Origin of the sequence: Streptomyces sp. NPDC056883 (assembly GCF_042788835.1) — a bacterium.
GTDB lineage: Bacteria > Actinomycetota > Actinomycetes > Streptomycetales > Streptomycetaceae > Streptomyces > Streptomyces stoeckheimensis.
The window spans coordinates 18411-34393 of the sequence record NZ_JBHUBS010000032.1 but is presented as its reverse complement, the minus strand read 5'-3'; the positions used below and the strand labels follow the sequence as shown (position 1 = coordinate 34393).

At 71.4% G+C, this 15983-nt stretch carries 18 protein-coding genes; 8 read left to right on the top strand and 10 right to left on the bottom strand.

Going from position 1 to position 15983, the window contains the following annotated elements; translation table 11 throughout:
* Positions 1–5 precede the first annotated feature (5 nt).
* On the bottom strand, positions 6–491 hold the full coding sequence (locus ACFRU2_RS40290; protein WP_382981302.1) for a hypothetical protein: 486 nt from the start codon (positions 489–491) through the stop codon (positions 6–8).
* Positions 488–922 carry a MarR family winged helix-turn-helix transcriptional regulator gene (locus tag ACFRU2_RS40285; RefSeq protein WP_382981301.1) on the bottom strand — a complete coding sequence of 145 codons (435 nt, stop codon included), beginning with the start codon at positions 920–922 and terminating at the stop codon, positions 488–490. The genes ACFRU2_RS40290 and ACFRU2_RS40285 overlap by 4 nt, the downstream gene beginning before the upstream one ends.
* 110 nt (positions 923–1032) lie before the next feature.
* Here ACFRU2_RS40285 and ACFRU2_RS40280 point away from each other — a divergent pair, with 110 nt between their 5' ends.
* The 3 genes from ACFRU2_RS40280 to ACFRU2_RS40270 all read left to right on the top strand — a co-directional run bounded on the left by ACFRU2_RS40280 (position 1033) and on the right by ACFRU2_RS40270 (position 4050).
* Complete coding sequence (locus tag ACFRU2_RS40280; RefSeq protein ID WP_382981300.1) at positions 1033–1572, top strand: ArsR/SmtB family transcription factor; 540 nt, start codon at positions 1033–1035, stop codon at positions 1570–1572.
* Entirely contained in the window at positions 1569–2867 is a 1299-nt protein-coding gene (locus ACFRU2_RS40275; protein ID WP_382981299.1) for an MFS transporter, read from the top strand. The genes ACFRU2_RS40280 and ACFRU2_RS40275 overlap by 4 nt, the downstream gene beginning before the upstream one ends.
* Positions 2868–2982: 115 nt before the next feature.
* Positions 2983–4050: a hypothetical protein gene (locus ACFRU2_RS40270; protein ID WP_382981298.1), complete on the top strand. Its 1068-nt coding sequence runs from the start codon at positions 2983–2985 to the stop codon at positions 4048–4050.
* On the opposite strand, the gene ACFRU2_RS40265 is transcribed toward ACFRU2_RS40270, so the two are convergent.
* Positions 4019–5308, bottom strand: coding sequence for an MFS transporter (locus tag ACFRU2_RS40265; RefSeq protein WP_382981297.1), 1290 nt, complete (start codon positions 5306–5308; stop codon positions 4019–4021). The two genes, ACFRU2_RS40270 and ACFRU2_RS40265, sit on opposite strands and share 32 nt — an antisense overlap.
* 70 nt (positions 5309–5378) lie before the next feature.
* On the opposite strand from ACFRU2_RS40265, the gene ACFRU2_RS40260 reads away from it, so the two are divergent.
* On the top strand, positions 5379–6380 hold the full coding sequence (locus tag ACFRU2_RS40260) for a GlxA family transcriptional regulator (protein ID WP_382981296.1): 1002 nt from the start codon (positions 5379–5381) through the stop codon (positions 6378–6380).
* Here ACFRU2_RS40260 and ACFRU2_RS40255 read toward each other — a convergent pair.
* A complete protein-coding gene (locus ACFRU2_RS40255; RefSeq protein ID WP_382981295.1) occupies positions 6377–7066 on the bottom strand; it encodes a MarR family winged helix-turn-helix transcriptional regulator in 690 nt (229 codons plus the stop codon). The genes ACFRU2_RS40260 and ACFRU2_RS40255 overlap by 4 nt on opposite strands.
* Before the next feature lie 132 nt (positions 7067–7198).
* On the opposite strand from ACFRU2_RS40255, the gene ACFRU2_RS40250 reads away from it, so the two are divergent.
* From ACFRU2_RS40250 to ACFRU2_RS40235, 4 genes are all read left to right on the top strand, one after another.
* A complete protein-coding gene (locus tag ACFRU2_RS40250) occupies positions 7199–7747 on the top strand; it encodes a carboxymuconolactone decarboxylase family protein (protein ID WP_382981294.1) in 549 nt (182 codons plus the stop codon).
* Between the two features lie 97 nt (positions 7748–7844).
* Positions 7845–8381 (top strand): TIGR00730 family Rossman fold protein, encoded by a 537-nt coding sequence (locus ACFRU2_RS40245; RefSeq protein WP_382981293.1) that lies wholly within the window; start codon positions 7845–7847, stop codon positions 8379–8381.
* 98 nt (positions 8382–8479) lie between these two features.
* The gene (locus ACFRU2_RS40240; protein ID WP_382981292.1) at positions 8480–8836 is read left to right on the top strand and encodes a MerR family transcriptional regulator; all 357 of its coding nucleotides are present in this window, start codon (positions 8480–8482) and stop codon (positions 8834–8836) included.
* A 36-nt stretch (positions 8837–8872) separates the two neighbouring features.
* Positions 8873–9874 (top strand): zinc-binding dehydrogenase, encoded by a 1002-nt coding sequence (locus ACFRU2_RS40235; protein ID WP_382981291.1) that lies wholly within the window; start codon positions 8873–8875, stop codon positions 9872–9874.
* Positions 9875–9899: 25 nt separating this feature from the next.
* Here the strand turns inward: ACFRU2_RS40235 and ACFRU2_RS40230 are convergent, their stop codons facing one another.
* From ACFRU2_RS40230 to ACFRU2_RS40205, 6 genes are all read right to left on the bottom strand, one after another.
* The gene (locus ACFRU2_RS40230) at positions 9900–10331 is read right to left on the bottom strand and encodes a VOC family protein (protein WP_382981290.1); all 432 of its coding nucleotides are present in this window, start codon (positions 10329–10331) and stop codon (positions 9900–9902) included.
* Positions 10332–10437: 106 nt separating this feature from the next.
* Positions 10438–10764 (bottom strand): hypothetical protein, encoded by a 327-nt coding sequence (locus tag ACFRU2_RS40225; protein WP_382981289.1) that lies wholly within the window; start codon positions 10762–10764, stop codon positions 10438–10440.
* A gap of 103 nt (positions 10765–10867) precedes the next feature.
* The gene (locus tag ACFRU2_RS40220; protein ID WP_382981288.1) at positions 10868–12295 is read right to left on the bottom strand and encodes a GH1 family beta-glucosidase; all 1428 of its coding nucleotides are present in this window, start codon (positions 12293–12295) and stop codon (positions 10868–10870) included.
* Positions 12296–12385: 90 nt separating this feature from the next.
* A complete protein-coding gene (locus ACFRU2_RS40215) occupies positions 12386–13306 on the bottom strand; it encodes a carbohydrate ABC transporter permease (RefSeq protein ID WP_382981287.1) in 921 nt (306 codons plus the stop codon).
* Positions 13303–14310: a carbohydrate ABC transporter permease gene (locus tag ACFRU2_RS40210; protein WP_382981286.1), complete on the bottom strand. Its 1008-nt coding sequence runs from the start codon at positions 14308–14310 to the stop codon at positions 13303–13305. The genes ACFRU2_RS40215 and ACFRU2_RS40210 overlap by 4 nt, the downstream gene beginning before the upstream one ends.
* A 144-nt stretch (positions 14311–14454) precedes the next feature.
* On the bottom strand, positions 14455–15759 hold the full coding sequence (locus ACFRU2_RS40205; protein WP_382981285.1) for an ABC transporter substrate-binding protein: 1305 nt from the start codon (positions 15757–15759) through the stop codon (positions 14455–14457).
* Positions 15760–15983: the final 224 nt, after the last annotated feature.

Sequence of the window (15983 nt, the reverse complement as noted above, 5' to 3'; positions counted from 1 at the left end):
GAAGGTCAGGCCTCCGCCCCGGCAGACGAGGGGGCGGAGCGCTCCGCGACGTGCGGCGGTTGGGCCGTGGTCCAGGGGAACGGGGCGCGGTCGGGTTCCGTCCAGCCCGTTCTGGCGTGCCGGCCGGCCAGGGTGGCGGGGTGGTAGAAGCGGGTGAGCAGCCGCTTGTCGAGGAGCGCCGGGTGGCGGGCGGCGAACTCGTCGAAGTCGTCCTCGTCGCCCTCGGCGGCGTGGTGGCCGACGAGTTCGACCCAGGCCCGGCTGACGGTGGCGTTGTACTTCTGCGGTGCGCCCGCGTAGCGGGCCGTGCGCCGGATGCCGTCGCTGACGAGGTCGACGGCCGCGGTGGTGCCGTGGGAGCGGACGGCGAGCCAGGTCAGATGGACGTGTTCGCGGTGGCCGAAGCCGGATGCCGTGGCCATGACCTCGCGCATCACCTCGTCGAAGGCGGGGTCGTGTCCGGTGGCTGCCTGCGGGGCGTGGGTGTTCATGAGCGGACCTCCGTGAGGGCTTGCAGGCCGGCCCGCAGACCGGCGATCTCGTCGGCGCTCAGCCGGCTGAGCGCGCGGTGTTCGAGGTCGGTGACGGCCTCGACGATCGCCGCCGCGGTCGTGCGCCCGGTCTCGGTGAGCGCGATGAGAACCACCCGGCGGTCGCCCTGGCGCGGTCCGCGGGTGATGAGACCGCGCCGGGCCAGGCGGTCCAGGACGCTGGTGAGCGTGGTGGGACGGGAGCCGACCGCCGCGCCCAGCTCCGACACGGTCCGGGCGTGACCGTCGGCGAGGTTCGCGAGCGCATTGATCTCGGACGGTGTCAGGTCCAGACCCGCGAGCTCCGCCACGAGGACCTGGAGCGTGGAGTGGGTGGCCCGCTGGAGCGCGAGCAGGGCGGACCATCCAGATGAAACGGAATCGGACTTCATACGTCTGAACTCTACGATTTCGTTGTACCTGCCGCAAGGGCCCACCCCTCTACCGACTTCGGGGTGCAAAGCCCTTGCTCAATGGTCAAGAGTTGTTGACCATTGGGGGCATGCCTGCGGATGAGGTTCCCGAGACGTTTCACGTCACCACCGACGAACAGCTGCGCGCCGTCTCCAACCTGGCACGCCACCGGATCATGTCCGTGCTCCGCTTCGAGCCGGCGACGATCACGCAGATCGCCACGCGGGTGGGACTGGCGAAGGGGAGTTCCAGCTATCACGTGCGGCTCCTGGAGCGGGCCGGCCTGGTGAAGGTGGTACGGACGCGGAAGGTGCGGGGGGTCACCGAGCGGTACTACGCGATGGCCGCGCGGTCGATCGTGCTCCCGGACCCCGGCGAGGGAGGTCCGGACCTTCTGATGCGGCACGCGGTCGCGGACCTCGAGGCGGCGCCGCGCGAGGCCGGGCGGCACGTGGGGATGGCGCACCTGCGGCTCACCGAGGAGCAGTTCGCGGAACTGGGGGCGCGCTTGGAGGCGCTGGCGGACGAGTACCGGGAGCTGTCAGACCCGTCGCTGCCGGACGTGTCGCTCGTCTTCGCACTGTTCCGGCCGACATCGCAGGTGCAAGCGGAAGGGGATGACAAGTGACCTCGGAGGTAAAGAAGCTGCCGGCCGGGTTCGGGCGGCTGTGGACCGCGCAGACCGTGTCCTCGCTCGGCGACGGAGTCACGCACGCCGCGCTGCCGCTGCTCGCGCTGACCTTGACACGGGATCCGATGGCGCTCGCCGTCGTCACGGCCGCCGGGACGCTGCCGTGGCTGCTGTTCGGGATCCTCGGCGGTGCACTGGTGGACCGCTGGGACCGCCGGCGCACGATGTGGGTCGCGGACGCGGCGCGCGCGGTGCTGCTCGCGATACCGGCGGCAGCGGCCGTGTTCGACGTACTGAGCATTCCGCTGCTCGCGGCCGTCGCCTTCCTGCTCGGCGTCGGCGGACTCTTCTTCGACACGGCCGCCACGGCCTATCTGCCGGATCTGCTCGGCCGCGACCCCGCACTCCTCGAGCGCGCCAACTCCCGCCTGCGCGGAGCCCAGACCGCCGCGTCGGGCTTCGCCGGGCCGCCCGCAGGCAGCGCGATGCTCGCGCTCGGGAGGGCGGTTCCGCTGCTCGCCGACGCGGTGTCGTTCGCGCTCTCCGCGCTGCTCGTACGCTCACTGCCCGCCGGGCCCCGGCCCGTACCGGCGAAGGACCGCGAATCGCTGCTCCGGCAGGCGCGGGCCGGAGCCTCGTACGTTTTTCGGGACCGGTTGCTGCTCGGACTCGCACTCCGTCCGGCGGTCGGGAACATCGCCTTCGTCGCCGTCGAAACCGTGCTCGCCCTCTTCGCGCACGACCGTCTCGGCATCGACACCTTCGGCTTCGGCCTGCTCCTCACGGCGGAGGCCACCGGCGGCCTGCTCGGCGCGGCCATCGCTTCCTTCCTCGGCCGGCGACTCGGCACCGGCACCGCACTGACCTGCACGGCCGCGGTCGAGGGACTGGCCGTTCTGGGGCTCGCCACGGCCCAGAATCCGTACGTGGCCGGTTGCGCGCTCGCGGTCTGCGGGGCCGGCATGGGCGCCACGATGGTGCTCGCGCCCTCCCTGCGGCAGGCGATCGTCCCGGCCCACCTGATGGGCCGGGTCGCCTCGACGTCCCGCATGCTCGCCATGTGCGCCGCCCCGTTCGGCGCGTTCTTCGGCGGCTGGCTGGCCACCGCGTACGACGTGCGCACGCCGCTCTACGCCGCGTCCGGCCTCCTCCTCGCCATGACCGCCGTCACGGCGACCATGACCAGCAACCGCCGGGTCGAGGCGGCACTGCGCGGTGCTGCCGAGACGGGCAGTGCAGGTGACCCGGAATCCGAGGACCCCGTCCGGGCGGGTGCACCCGGATCTTCGTGACGGTTCTGCGGAGTCGTGGTCGGCAAGATCGGCAGGATCTTGGGCGCCATGCGCACACGGCGGTTAGCCTCCCAAGGGATCGGCAGGAGGCCGGCCTCGGGGGGAGGGGTGGATCGTGGCCGACGGGCAGGGCTGGGAGCGGCGCAACGAGCACGCGTACGGGATGGTGGCGTGGCGGCGGGCCGTGATGACCTGCGGGGCGCTGGTGGTGTGGTCCACCGGTTACGACAACCGGGCGGAGCCGGGCCCGAGGGGACCGCGTCCGGGCCGGCCCGACGCGCCCGGCGCCGCGGAGTTCAACTCCGTGTGGATGCGCGTCGTCGCGCTGCTGGCGCTCGCGGCGAGCCGCGCCGCCCGCGAGGCGGACGTCCTGGTCGACGACGTCGAACTGCCCACCCTGATCGGCTGGGTCGACGGCGCCCACACGGCCCGCCTCCACCAGGGGCCGCTGGAGACCGGAGGGGCGCGGGAGCGCACGGAGGCGGGCTGGCTCGAGCTCGTCGGGGACGAGAGGCGTCAGCGCCTGGCCCGCCAAGTCCTCGCCGACCACGTCGCGGCGCACATGGCCTGCGAACAGGAGCCGGAGGACACCGGCGAAGGGACCGAGCCGCCCCCGCTGACGATCGGAGACCGGGCCCGCGCCGTGCGGGCCGCCGGGATCCCGGACCTCGAGCCGGATTGGGCGGGCCCCGTGTCCCGTGCCCGGGCCCGGCTCGAGCAGCTCGAGCCGGCCCTGCGCGGCGGACTCTGGACCCCCACCCGCGGACACCGCAGGTTCGCGGAGATCCTGCACCGCACGTTGGTCGCCGAGCCGGACTTTCCGAGCCTGCCCGAGGGGTTTCCCGGGCCGGCCTGGGTGCAGCGGGTGCTGCGGATGCCCCACATCAGCTCCACCTACCTCGCCGTCACCGAGCTGCCCGAGTTCGTGGCGTACGGCCCGCTGGGGGACGCCGGAGACCTGCTGGGCAACGCCGTCGGCTCCGTGGCGACCGACGCCCTACGGACGACGGAGAGCATGGCGGTCGACCTCGAGAAGCTGTGGGCGGCCCGCCCCGCGGATCAGCCGGTGGCGCTGTGGGAGCGAGCACACCTGCCCGCACCGGTCCGCACACAGGTCCTGGCCGTCGAGAAGGTGGTGGACGAGCTGTCCGTCATCCTGTCCGAGGTCTGCCGCCGTCCGTGAGGGTGACGCGGCGCAGGGTGCGGATGGCCGGGATCGAGACCAGCGCCACGCAGCCCGCCAGGCAGGTGCCCGCGGAGACCAGGAGCAGCGTTTCAGGAGAGGCCAGTTCGGTGGCCGGGCCCGCCAGGATCTGGCCGAGCGCGATGCCGGACACCGAGCCGGCCAGCTCGTAGGCGGTGACCCGGTTGAGAACCTCCGGTGGCGTGTGGGTCTGGACGCTCGTGGCCCACATCACCGACCAGAACGCCCAGGCGCCGCCGCCGATGACGTGGCCGGCCAGGAGTACGGGCAGTCCGGCGCCCAAGGCCACGCAGAGCGGCAGCACGGTGAACAGCACCATGGCCACCGCCCCGGCCGCCAGTGGCCGGGCCGGGCGCAGCCGGAGTGCCAGCATGCCGCCGAACACCGTTCCGACACCGAGGGAGGAGACGGCCAGGCCGTAGGCGTTCGGGCCGAGCCGGGCTCCGATCAGCGCCGAGCTCAGCGGCACCAGCGGCCCGAAGAGCAGGACGCCGTAGGCCACCCAGATCAGGATCACCGCCCACATCCAGGTGCGCGAGCGGAACTCGTGCCAGCCCTGGCGCAGGTCGCGGCGGAGCGAACTCTTCTTGGTTCCCGTGGCCGTGCCTGCCGGAGCGAAGCGGATGAGCCCCAAGCACAGGGCGCTGAGCACGAAGGTGCCCGCGTCGATCGCGTACACGGTCCCGGCACCGGTCAGCACGATCAGCAGCCCCGCCAGCGCCGGGCCGAGCAGTTGGGCGAGTGCGTCGGCCACCTTGAGCGTGGCGTTGGCCCGCTGCGGTTCCCGTGCGACGAGCGGGACCATGCCGTTCACGCCCGGCTGGAACATCGCGACGGCCGCTCCGGCCACCGCCGCCATGGTCACCAGCAGCCAGAACGGCGGCGCCCCGACGAAGAACGCGGCAGCCAGCACGCCCTGGGTGAGCACCCGGACGAGGTCCGCGCCGACCATCATCCGGCGCGCGCCCACCCGGTCGGCGAACACCCCGCCGAACAGGACCAGGAGGACGAACGTGCCGGTCCAGGTGCCCAGCACCAAGCCGACTCCGGAGATCCCGTACAGCGGGCCGACCGCGAGCGCGGCGGCCACCGGCATCATCGCGTCTCCGACCAGGGAGACCGCACGGGCGGTGAAGTAGAGCGTGAACCGCCGGTCCCACAAGGGAGGTTTGACGGCGGGCGGATCGGTCCGGACAACGGGGTGGACGGCCTGGTTCGGTGTCTGCGCGGTGGTCACAGCACGATGCTGGACTAGACCAATCGGCCGCTCCAGTGTCCTGACCGACACGATGGGGTACTTTCGCGCCATGACACCGCGTACGCCGCCGAACTCCCCGGTGCTCCACCGGGTCGTGGCCGTGCTCCAGCCCCTCCAGTCGACCTTCCCGCTGGCCTGTGCGAACGAGGTGTTCGCCGACCACAGCCCGGCCATCCCCTCCCGCTACGCGTTCGAGGTCTGCACCGAGCACCCCGGACCGGTACGCACCCAGGCCGGATACGACCTCCTGGTCACGACGGGCCTGGACGCCCTGGAGCGCGCGGACACCGTACTGATCCCCGGCTGGCACCAGCCCGTCGGCACCGAGGTGTCGACGACGCTGATCGCGGCGGTCCGCCGGGCGCACGCCCGCGGCGCGCGCGTCGTCGGCATCTGCTCGGGCGCCTTCGTGCTCGCTGCCGCCGGACTGCTCGACGACCGGCGGGCCGCCACCCACTGGGCCCAAGCCCGCGAACTGGCCGCCCGGTTCCCCAGGGTCCGGGTCGACCCCGCCGTCCTGTACGTGGACCACGGCGACGTCGCGACCAGCGCCGGATCGGCGGCCGGGGTGGACCTCTGCCTGCACCTGGTGCGCACCGACCAAGGCGCCGCGTACGCCATGCGCATCGCCCGCCAGATGGTGATGCCCCCGCACCGCGAGGGCTGCCAGCTGCAGTACGCCGAACTCCCCACGTCCGGACCGGTCGCGGACTCGCTGGCCCCGCTGCTGGAATGGCTGACCGGACGGCTGGACCAGCCGGTCAGCGTCGCGGAGATGGCGGTCCACGCCCAGGTGTCGGCCCGCACGCTGACCCGGCGCTTCACCGAGCAGCTGGGGATCAGCCCCGGACGCTGGCTGCTGGACCGGCGGATCGCCGCCACCCGGGCCCTGCTGGAGGAGACCGACCTGCCGGTGGAAACCATCGCGCACCGGGTCGGCCTCTCCTCGGCCGTCAACCTGCGCCGACGCTTCCACGAGGCCCTGCGCACCACACCCGCCGCCTACCGACGGGCCTTCCGGGCGGAAGGGTCCGGCAGCCGCATGCCCTAGGGGACCTGGGCCGGCTGGTGTTCGGCGCAGTCCACGCGCAGGTCCGGGTCGCCGATGGGGGCGTCCAGCAGGGCGCAGTGGTGCGGGCGCCGGGAATCGTCGTGCTCGTCACGCCGGAAGAAACGGCAGGTGGTGCAGGTCCGGGCGACGGACAGGACGCCGGTGTCGGCGAGGTGGCCGACCAGATCGAGGATCAGGCGCAGGGCGCCCCCCTTGTCCTCGGTGGGCAGGGTCGCCAGGTGGGTGGTGACGGGGTCGGGCCAGTGGGCGAGGGCGGCGGCCGCGGCGAGGCCCGCCTCGGTCGGTGCCATGACATGGCCGCGCTTGTCGCCGGCGACGGGTTGCTTCTCGACGAGGCCCTTGCGGCGCAACGCCGACAGCGCCTCGCTGACGGTGGCGGCGGAGAGGTCGAACTCGGCGGCGAGCGTGCCGACTCGGCGCCGCTCGGGAGGCTCGACCCCGAGGCGTAGGAGGAGTTGGACCTGGATGGGGCTGAGCCCGTGCGCGGTGGCCTGGGTCCAGATCAGCGTGCGCAGCGCGTGGCCCGCCCGTTCGAGCGCCGAGGCGAGGCGCCGGTCCAGGTCGGACGGGTCTCCGGGCCTGCCGGGCAGCTCCTGCGCCGCCAGATCGGGCGGCAGCTGCGGCGCCGCCGGACCTTCGGTGTCGGCTGGGTCGGCGGTCGGCACGGACAGCACCTCCTGAGAGTTCCTTTGGACTCCTGACGATACCCCTTGTGCGGCGTGCGGGGGCGAAGCTATGTTCAAGGAGTTCGTAGGAGTCCTAACGATCCTCTGGAAACACCGGAACTGGAGACACCCATGCCTTCTCGTCTGACCACCGTCGATCCCGCCCACGCCGAGCCCGCGGCCAAGGGCCTGCTGGACAAGGTGGAGCGTGCGCTCGGCGTGACGCCGAACATGATGCGGGCGATGGCGGCCTCGCCGGCCGTCCTGGACGGCTACCTGTCCTTCGGGGGCGCCCTGTCCAAGGGGCTGCTGCCCGGCTCGCTCCGGGAGCAGATCGCCCTGGTCGCGGCGGCCGAGAACGCGTGCGACTACTGCTACGCGGCCCACCACGTCCTCGGTGCCCGCGCAGGCGTCTCCGCCGAGGACCTCGCCGTCGGCGGCCACGCACACGCCTCGGACCCCAAGGCCGCGGCCGCCCTGCTGTTCGCCCGATCCGTGCTGCGCACCAAGGGCTTCGTCTCCGACGCCGACCTCGAGGCCGTGCGCGCCGCGGGTTACGGTGACGGGGAGATCGGCGAGATCATCGGGGCCGTCGCCCTGAACATCTTCACGAACTACTTCAACTCGGTGGCCCGCACCGAAGTCGATTTCCCGGCCGTCGACCTGCCGGTCACGGCCTGAGTCCATCCTCCGGACCGGACCGGGCCCAGTCGGCCCGGTCCGGTCCGCTCACCGCCCCGTGCCCGAGAGCCGGCACCTCGCCTCGTACTGTCGGGGCATGAACATTTGCGTCTTCCTCTCGGCCGCCGAACTCGACGAGCGCTACACGCTCCCGGCCCGGGAGTTCGCCGAGCTCCTCGGCAGGGGCGGTCACACGCTGGTGTGGGGCGGTTCCGAGAGCGGCCTGATGAAGGTGGTTGCGGACGGAGTCCAGGCGGCGGGCGGGCGACTCGTCGGCGTCTCGGTCGACTTCCTCGCGGCGAAGGCCCGTAAGAACGCCGACGAAATGGTGATCGCGCGCGACCTCGCCGAACGCAAGGCGCTGCTCTTGGCCAAGGCCGACGCGGTCGCCATCCTGGTCGGCGGGACCGGGACGCTGGACGAGGCGACCGAGATCCTCGAGCTCAAGAAGCACGGGAAGACCACGAAGCCGGTGGTGATCCTCAACACGGCGGGGTTCTACAACGGCCTCAAGGAGCAGTTCCGGCGCATGGAGGAAGAGGGCTTCCTCCCCGTGCCCCTGACCGACCTGGTGTTCTTCGCCGAAGGGGCCGACGCGGCGCTCGCCCACCTCGAGGGGAACGCCGGCGCGTAGCCGTCAGGCCGGGGGCCCGGACGATGCCGGTCCGGCGGTAGTCCGGCGGTACCGGAACACCGGTGCCCCGCCGGTGCGTTGGCCCTCCCATGGACGCTTTGAAGATCAGCGAAGCCGCGAAGGCCAGCGGGGCCAGCGCCCGAGCCCTCAGGCACTACGAGGAGGAGGGGCTGATCACCCCGGAACGCTGCGCGAACGGGTACCGGCTGTACTCCGCCGACGTACTGGACCGTGTCCGCGTGATCCGTTTCCTGGTGGAGTCCGGCCTGCCCGTGCGGCTCATCAAGGAAGTCCTGCCCTACGTCACCCCCTCCACCAGCCCCAACCGGGTCTGTGCCGAGTTCCTCGCCGAGGTGGAGGGCTACCGGGACCGGCTCGCCGAACGGGTCGCCTCCCTGGTCGCCCAGCAGTCGGCCTTGGACGCCTTCCTGGGCGCTGCGCGGAGCGGGGCTTGACCTTCCCGCTTACGGGAGGCTTTTACGGTCCCCCACATGACCACGAACACACCCTTGGCGCAGGCTCTCGTACAGCAGTCCCTGAAGGGTCCGAAGGACCTGATCCTGACCCTCGACCTTCCCCTCCCGGTCGCCGGCCACGGCACCTACCTGATCCGCGTGGGCGCGGCGGGGGTCAACTTCGCCGATGTCATGCAGTCCCACGGCACGTACGAGGGCGGCCCGGCCGCGCCGTACACGGCGGGCATCGAAGCCGCCGGTGAGATCGTCGCCGTGGGCCCCGGGGTCGACGATCCGCTGCCGGTGGGCACGCACGTCGTCGGCATGGGCTACGGCGCCTTCGCCCAGTACACGACCCTGCCGGCGGCGGGCGCCCTGCCCGTCCCCGACGGCTGGAGCGACGCCGAATCCCTCGGCCTGGTGCTGAACTGGGCGACCGCCCTGGCCGCCCTGAAGCCGCTGGGCAACGTCGAGCGGGGCGAGACCGTACTGATCCACGCGGCGGCGGGCGGGGTCGGCCAGGCCGCCGTCCGGCTCGCCCGCCACTACGGGGCCCGTGTCATCGCGACCGCCTCCCCCTCGAAGCACGGGACCGTCCTCGCGCTCGGGGCCGACCACGTCCTCGACTCCGACCATCCCGACCTCGCGAAGGAAGTTCTCGCGCTGGCCCCCGAGGGCGTCGACATCGCCCTGGAATCGGTCGGCCAGGCCACCTTCCGCGACACCCTCGCCGTCACCCGTCCCGTGACCGGCTCCGTCGTCGTCTTCGGCGCCGCCTCGGGGCACACCGACATCTCCACCCGCGACCTGCTGTTCACCCACCGGGTCCAGATCAAGGGCCTCCACATCGGGGCGATGGCCACCGAGGCACCGCAGGTGTACGCCGGCCTCCTCACGGAGCTGCACTCCCTGATCGGCGAGGGCGTCTACGCGCCGGGCACCCCGGAAGTCCACCCCCTGGCGGACGGCCCGGACGTGCTCCGGCACCTCGAATCCCGCAAGACCACCGGCAAACTGGCCCTCGACCCCTGGGCCTGACAGCGAGAGGAGGCCTTCGGAGCCGTCAGCGTTCCGACAGCTCCGAGGGCGCTTCCTGGACCACCCAGCCGTTGCCGTCCGGGTCGGTGAAGGTCAGGAAGGAGTTCCAGGTGTCGCCCTTGCCGTCCTCCCAGCCCTTCTCGCCGACGTGCCGCACCGGCGACACCTCCACACCGCGCTCCGTCAGCTCCTTTCGTGCGGCCTCGATATCGGTGACGCACAACTGCACGCCTTGCAGCGTGCCCGGAGCCATCTGGCGCGCACCGGGCGCCGGGGGCATCCCGTGCTCCAGCGCGATCGAACAGCGTGAGCCGGGCGGGGTCAGCTGGATGATGCGGATCCCGGGTGCGACCTCGGTGTCGAGATCGACCGTGAAGCCGACCTTGTCCGCGTAGAACTCCTTCGACCGGTCCATGTCGGTGACGGGGACCAGCACCACTTCGAGCGTCCAGTTCATGAAGGTTCTCCTCGGAACACGAATGCAGCAGAGCAGGTCCACCGTCGCCCACAGGGTGCCGGTGTGCGAGCCGAAACGCGGCATGCCGACAAAGAAGTCGGCGGTGTCAGGGCGACTGCCGACCGTCCCCGCGGGCGAGGCGAAGGGCGAGTTCCTGAAGGATCGCGTCGGTTCCGGGCTCCGCGCCGGTTTCGTCGTACGCGTAGGCGACGGCCGCGAAGGCGGCGATGAACCCGTTGACCAGGGCGCTCAGCGGCTCGGAGAGCTGATCGAGCACGGCGCCGCCGACTTCTTCGGGGTCCGCGCCCGCCGGCACCAGGAAGTGAGTGGGGGTCACTTCGGCGAGCAGGTCGGAGGCGAGGCCTTCGCCGACGTCCGCGCGCAGGGCGGTGAGCGCGGCGATGGCTTTGAGTTTGATCTCGTATTCGTGCACGGCCCGAGCGTACGACGCGGGCAGCTGCCCGACGGCCCCGTCCGACGGCCCTGCCCGGCGGCCCCGGGATGTTCCCCGGGCCGTCGGGTGGGAGAGAACCCGCTCAGTCCCGCGCCAGCCCGCCCCGCGCGATCACCTCCGCGTACCAGCGCGCGCTGTCCTTCACCGTCCGGCGCTGGGACGCGAAGTCCACGTGGACGATGCCGAAGCGCTTGCTGTAGCCGTACGCCCACTCGAAGTTGTCCAGCAGGCTCCACAGGAAGTAGCCGCGTACGTCCACGCCGTCCTCGATCGCCCGGTGCACGGCCGTCAGATGTGCGTCGAGGTACGCCACCCGCTCCGGGTCGTGGACCTGCCCCTCCGGGTCGGCGTAGTCGTCGTACGCCGCCCCGTTCTCCGTCACCAGGAGCGGCAGGTGCGGGAGTTCGTCGCGCAGCCGGGTCAGCAGCTCGTACAGGCCGTTCGCGTCCACCGGCCAGTCCATCGCCGTGCGCGGGCCCGCCGCCGGGGTGAACGCCACATGCTTCTCGGCGCCCGCCCAGGGGGCGGGGGAGGGGGAGGAGCCCGCCGAAACCACGCTGGGGGAGTAGTAGTTGATGCCCAGCGAGTCGATCGGGGTGGACGTGATCTCCAGGTCGCCGTCCCGGACGAACGACCAGTCCGTCACCCCCGCCGTGTCCGCCACCAGGTCCTGCGGCAGCCGCCCGTGGAAGACCGGGTCCATGAAGATCCGGTTCGCCACCGTGTCGATCCGGCGCACCGCGTCCCGGTCCGCCGCCGTGTCCGTCAGCGGGCGCAGGGCGTGGAGGTTCAGGGTCAGGGAGATCTCGGCGGTGGCCGGGAGGCGGTCGCGCAGGACGCGGGCCGCGCCGCCGTGCGCCAGGTTGAAGTGGTGGGCCGCGCGCAGCGCGGCGAGGTCACTGGTGCGGCCGGGGGCGTGGACCCCGTTGCCGTACCCGAGGAACGCCCCGCACCAGGGCTCGTTCAACGTCGTCCAGGTGGGCACCCGGTCGCCCAGCGCCCGGGCCACCAGGCCCGCGTACTCCGCGAACCGGTGTGCGGTGTCCCGCTCCGGCCAGCCGCCCGCGTCCTCCAGCTCCTGCGGGAGGTCCCAGTGGTAGAGGGTCGCGACCGGCCTGATGCCGTTCGCCAGCAGCTCGTCGACCAGGCGGCGGTAGAAGTCCAGGCCCCGCTCCACGGCCGGCCCCCGCCCCGTCGGCTGGACCCGGGGCCAGGAGACGGAGAAGCGGTAGTCCGTGACGCCGAGCTCCTTCATCAGCTTCACGTCGTCCGGCATCCGGTGCAGGTGGTCGGCGGCGATGTCACCGGTGTCACCGTTGCGGACCTTGCCGGGCGTACGGCTGAAGGTGTCCCAGATGGACGGCGTCCGGCCGCCCTCGGTGGCCGCCCCCTCGATCTGGTAGGCGGCGGTGGCCGTGCCCCAACGGAATCCGGTGGGGAAGCGGAGCCCCGTCCCGGTCTCGGGGCGGGTGCCCGTGGAGGTCGCCGGGCGGGCATCGACAGCGGTCATGAGACGGACACTCCAGGAGGTAGGAGGAGGGGGGATCACATGGGGCTGGTGGGGCCGATCTCTCGCCGGTCGCCGCGAGGCGGCAACGCGTCAGCCCTTCACCGCTCCCTGCATGATGCCGCCGACGATCTGCCGGCCCAGCAGGCCGAAGACGAGCAGCACCGGCAGGGTGCCGAGCAGCGTGCCGGCCATGATGACCGACTGGTCGTTGACGTAGCCGCCGCCGAGCTGCCGCAGCGCGACCTGCACGGTCGGCTCCTGTGAGGACAGCGCGATGACCGGCCAGAAGAAGTCGTTCCAGGCGGTCATGAACGTGAGCATCCCGAGCACCGCCATCCCCGGCCGCGCGATCGGGATCACGATCGACCAGAAGATGCGGGCCGTGGAGGCCCCGTCCACGCGGGCCGCCTCGATCAGCTCGTCCGGCAGCGACTGGATCAGGTACTGGCGCATGAAGAACACCCCGAACGCCGACACCAGACCCGGCAGGATCACCGCCTGGAGCTGGTTCACCCAGTGGAGTTCGGCGATCAGCATGAACAGCGGAATCACGCCGAGCTGCGGCGGGATCATCATCGTCCCGATCGTCAAGGCCAGCAGGGCGCCCCGGCCCCGGAACCTCAGCTTGGCGAAGGCGAAGCCGGCCAGGGTGCAGGAGAGCACCGTGCCCACGGTGATGGAGCCGGAGACGATCAGCGAGTTCAGGAGCGCCTTGCCGATGTCGGCCTCTTCGAGGACGGCTTCGAAGTTCTTGATCAGGTTCGGGCCGGGCAGCAGGCTCGGCGGCACCTGCGCCAGGTCCGCCTGGGACCGGCTGGCCGCGACGATCGTCCAGTAGAAGGGGAACGCCGAGATCAGCAGCGCGATTCCGAGGATGAGGTAGCTGATCCAGCCGCCCGTCATCGTCCTCCCGGCCCCGTCGCCCTTGCGGAGCCAGGAGCGCTTGCCGGGCTGCTCCCGCGGAGGGCGGCGCTTCTCGGGCGCGGTCGGCGGTGGGGCGAGCGCGGTCATCGGCCGGCCTCCTTGCGTGCTCGGCGGCGCGCGATCAGGGCGTTGACCCCGACCAGCACCACGATCAGGACGAACATCACCCAGGCGATGGCCGCGGCCCGCCCCAGGTGGAAGAAGCCCCAGCCCTGCTCGTACATGTACAGGCCGAGGGTCTGGTACTGGTGTGAGATTCCGCCGGACATCGACCCCTCGAACAGCAGTGGCTCACCGAAGAGCTGGGTCGCACCGATCGTCGAAACGATCACCGTGAAGACGATGGTCGGCCGCAGACCGGGAAGGGTCACGTGGAGGAACTGGCGCCAGCGCGACGCCCCGTCGATCTCCGCGGCCTCGTACAGCTCGTGCGGGATCGACTGCATGCCCGCCAGGTAGATCAGCGCGTTGTAGCCGGTCCAGCGCCAGATCACGATCGACGATACGGCGATCTGCGAGGCGACCGTGCCCGTCTGCCAGTCCACCGGGTCGAAGCCGACGAGCCCGATCACGTAGTTGATCAGCCCGAAGTCGCGGCCGAAGAGCTGTGCGAAGACGAGCGTGGCGGCGGCGACGGACGTCGCGTAGGGGAGCAGGACCGCGGTCCTGATGAAGGTCCGGCCGCGCAGCTTGTAGTTGAGCAAGTGGGCCAGGCCCAGAGCCATCGCGAGCTGCGGCACTGTGGACAGCACGCCGATGGTGAAGGTGTTGCGCAGCGAGATCCAGAAGTAGTCGTCGGCGAAGAGCGCGGTGTAGTTGGCGATGCCCCGCCATTCCATCTCGCCGCTCGTCTGGAGCTCGACGCGGTAGAGGGAGACGAACGCCGTGTAGAGGAGCGGGAAGAGACCGAAGGCGAGGAACAGGGTGAAGAAGGGGGCGACGTAGGCGTACGGGGAGGCCTTGCGCCAGCTGCGCCGGAGAGCGGCCGCCGGGCCGACGTCCGGGTCGGTCCCGGGTCCGGTTCGGGTTCCGGGTCCGGGTCCGGCGCCGGCCGGGCGGGGACCGGCCTTCGCGGTGGAAGTGGGGGACACGATGCGGCCCTTCGGGATCGTGGAGGGAGGGGTGCCGGGAGCGGGAGCGAGAACGGGAGGGCGACGGGTGTGCAGGAGGGCGCCGGGGGTGCGGGTGCGGCCGGTCCACGGCCGCCACCGTCAGTGGCCGCCCCGCGGCCGGTGTCAGCCGGTCACGTTCGCCACGCCCTTCTTCGCCGTCTCCCACGCCGTGTCCGACGAGACTCCCTTGCGCTCGACCTCGCCCAGCGCGTTCGTCAGCTGCTGCATGACGTTCTGGTCGTGTACGCCCAGGACCTGGACCGGGGACTCCTTGGCCGCGTCACCGAAGATCCGGCCGATCGGGGCGCCCGAGAAGTACGGGTCCTTGGCGTCCGCGATCTTCGCGATCGCGCCCGTCGAGGACGGGAAGTTGCCCTGCTTCTGGAACACCTTCGCCTGCTGCTCGGGTGCGGTGAGCCACTCGATCAGTTTGTACGCCTCCTCCTTGTGCTTGGCCGCACGGGGGATCGAGAGGTACGAGCCGCCCCAGTTGCCCGCGCCGCCGGGCAGCTTGGCGATGTCCCACTTGCCCTGGCCCGCGGCACCGGCCTGGGCCTTGACGTAGCCGAGCATCCAGGCCGGGCACGGGATGGTGGCGAACGAACCGGCGGCGAAGGCCTGGTTCCACTGCGGCGACCACTGGTCGAGCTTGGCGCTCAGGCCGGCCTCGGCCGCCTTCACGGAGGTGTCCCAGGCCGTTCTGACCGCCGGGTTCTTCTCGTAGATCATCTCGCCGGAGGCGTTGTAGTACCGCTCCTTCTCCTGGCCGATCATGATCCCGTAGAGGGATCCGATGCTGTCCAGCCAGGCGCTCTGGGCGGGTGCCTTCTTCTTGTACTCCTTGCCCAACTCCAGGTAGCCCTCCCACGTGGACCACTTCTTCGCGAGCTCCTCGCGGTCGGTGGGGAGACCGGCCTGCTGGAAGAGGTCCGTGCGGTAGCACATGGCCTCGGGGCCCACGTCCGTGCCGAGACCCAGGATCTTGCCGTCCTTCGTGGTCGCCGCCGACCACTTGGCCTCGGCGAACTGGCCCTTGAGCTTGTCGGCCCCGAACGCCTTCAGGTCATGGAACTTGTCGGACTGCTGCTGGGTGACCGAGGCGATCCGGCCCACCTCGACGCCCTGCACGTCCGCGAGACCGCCGCCGCCCGCGAGCCGGGTCTGGAGCGACTTCCAGTAGTCCGCCTCGTCCTGGGTGTCGCTCTGCTTGACCGTCACGTTGGGGTGGAGCTGCTGGTACTCCTCGTAGAGCCCGGCCTCCTTGAACCCGAAGGATCCGAAGAGGTCGACCGTGAGGGTGACCTTTCCGCCCGCGCCGTCGGAGGCGTCCGGAGAGGAGCCGGACCCACAGGCGGCGAGGAGGGCCCCGGCGAGGACGACCGCGCCGAGGCGGGCTGTGGCTCTCTTGGCGGCTCGGGCGATGGGCATGGGAAGCCTCCCTTGACTTCGGGATGAACCGAGCGCTTTGAGAGCGCTCTCAGTGCGTGCGTCTGGAGCGTCTCCCACTGCCCGCTCCCCGTCAATACTCGAACGCATAACAGCTTGGCGTTACCCCCAACTGCCCGCTTCGCTGGCTCTCTTGACACTTAGGTTTCAGGAGATTTACGTTCCATGGCACTTGAGAGCGCTCTCGAACGCGCTCTTCCCCCCAC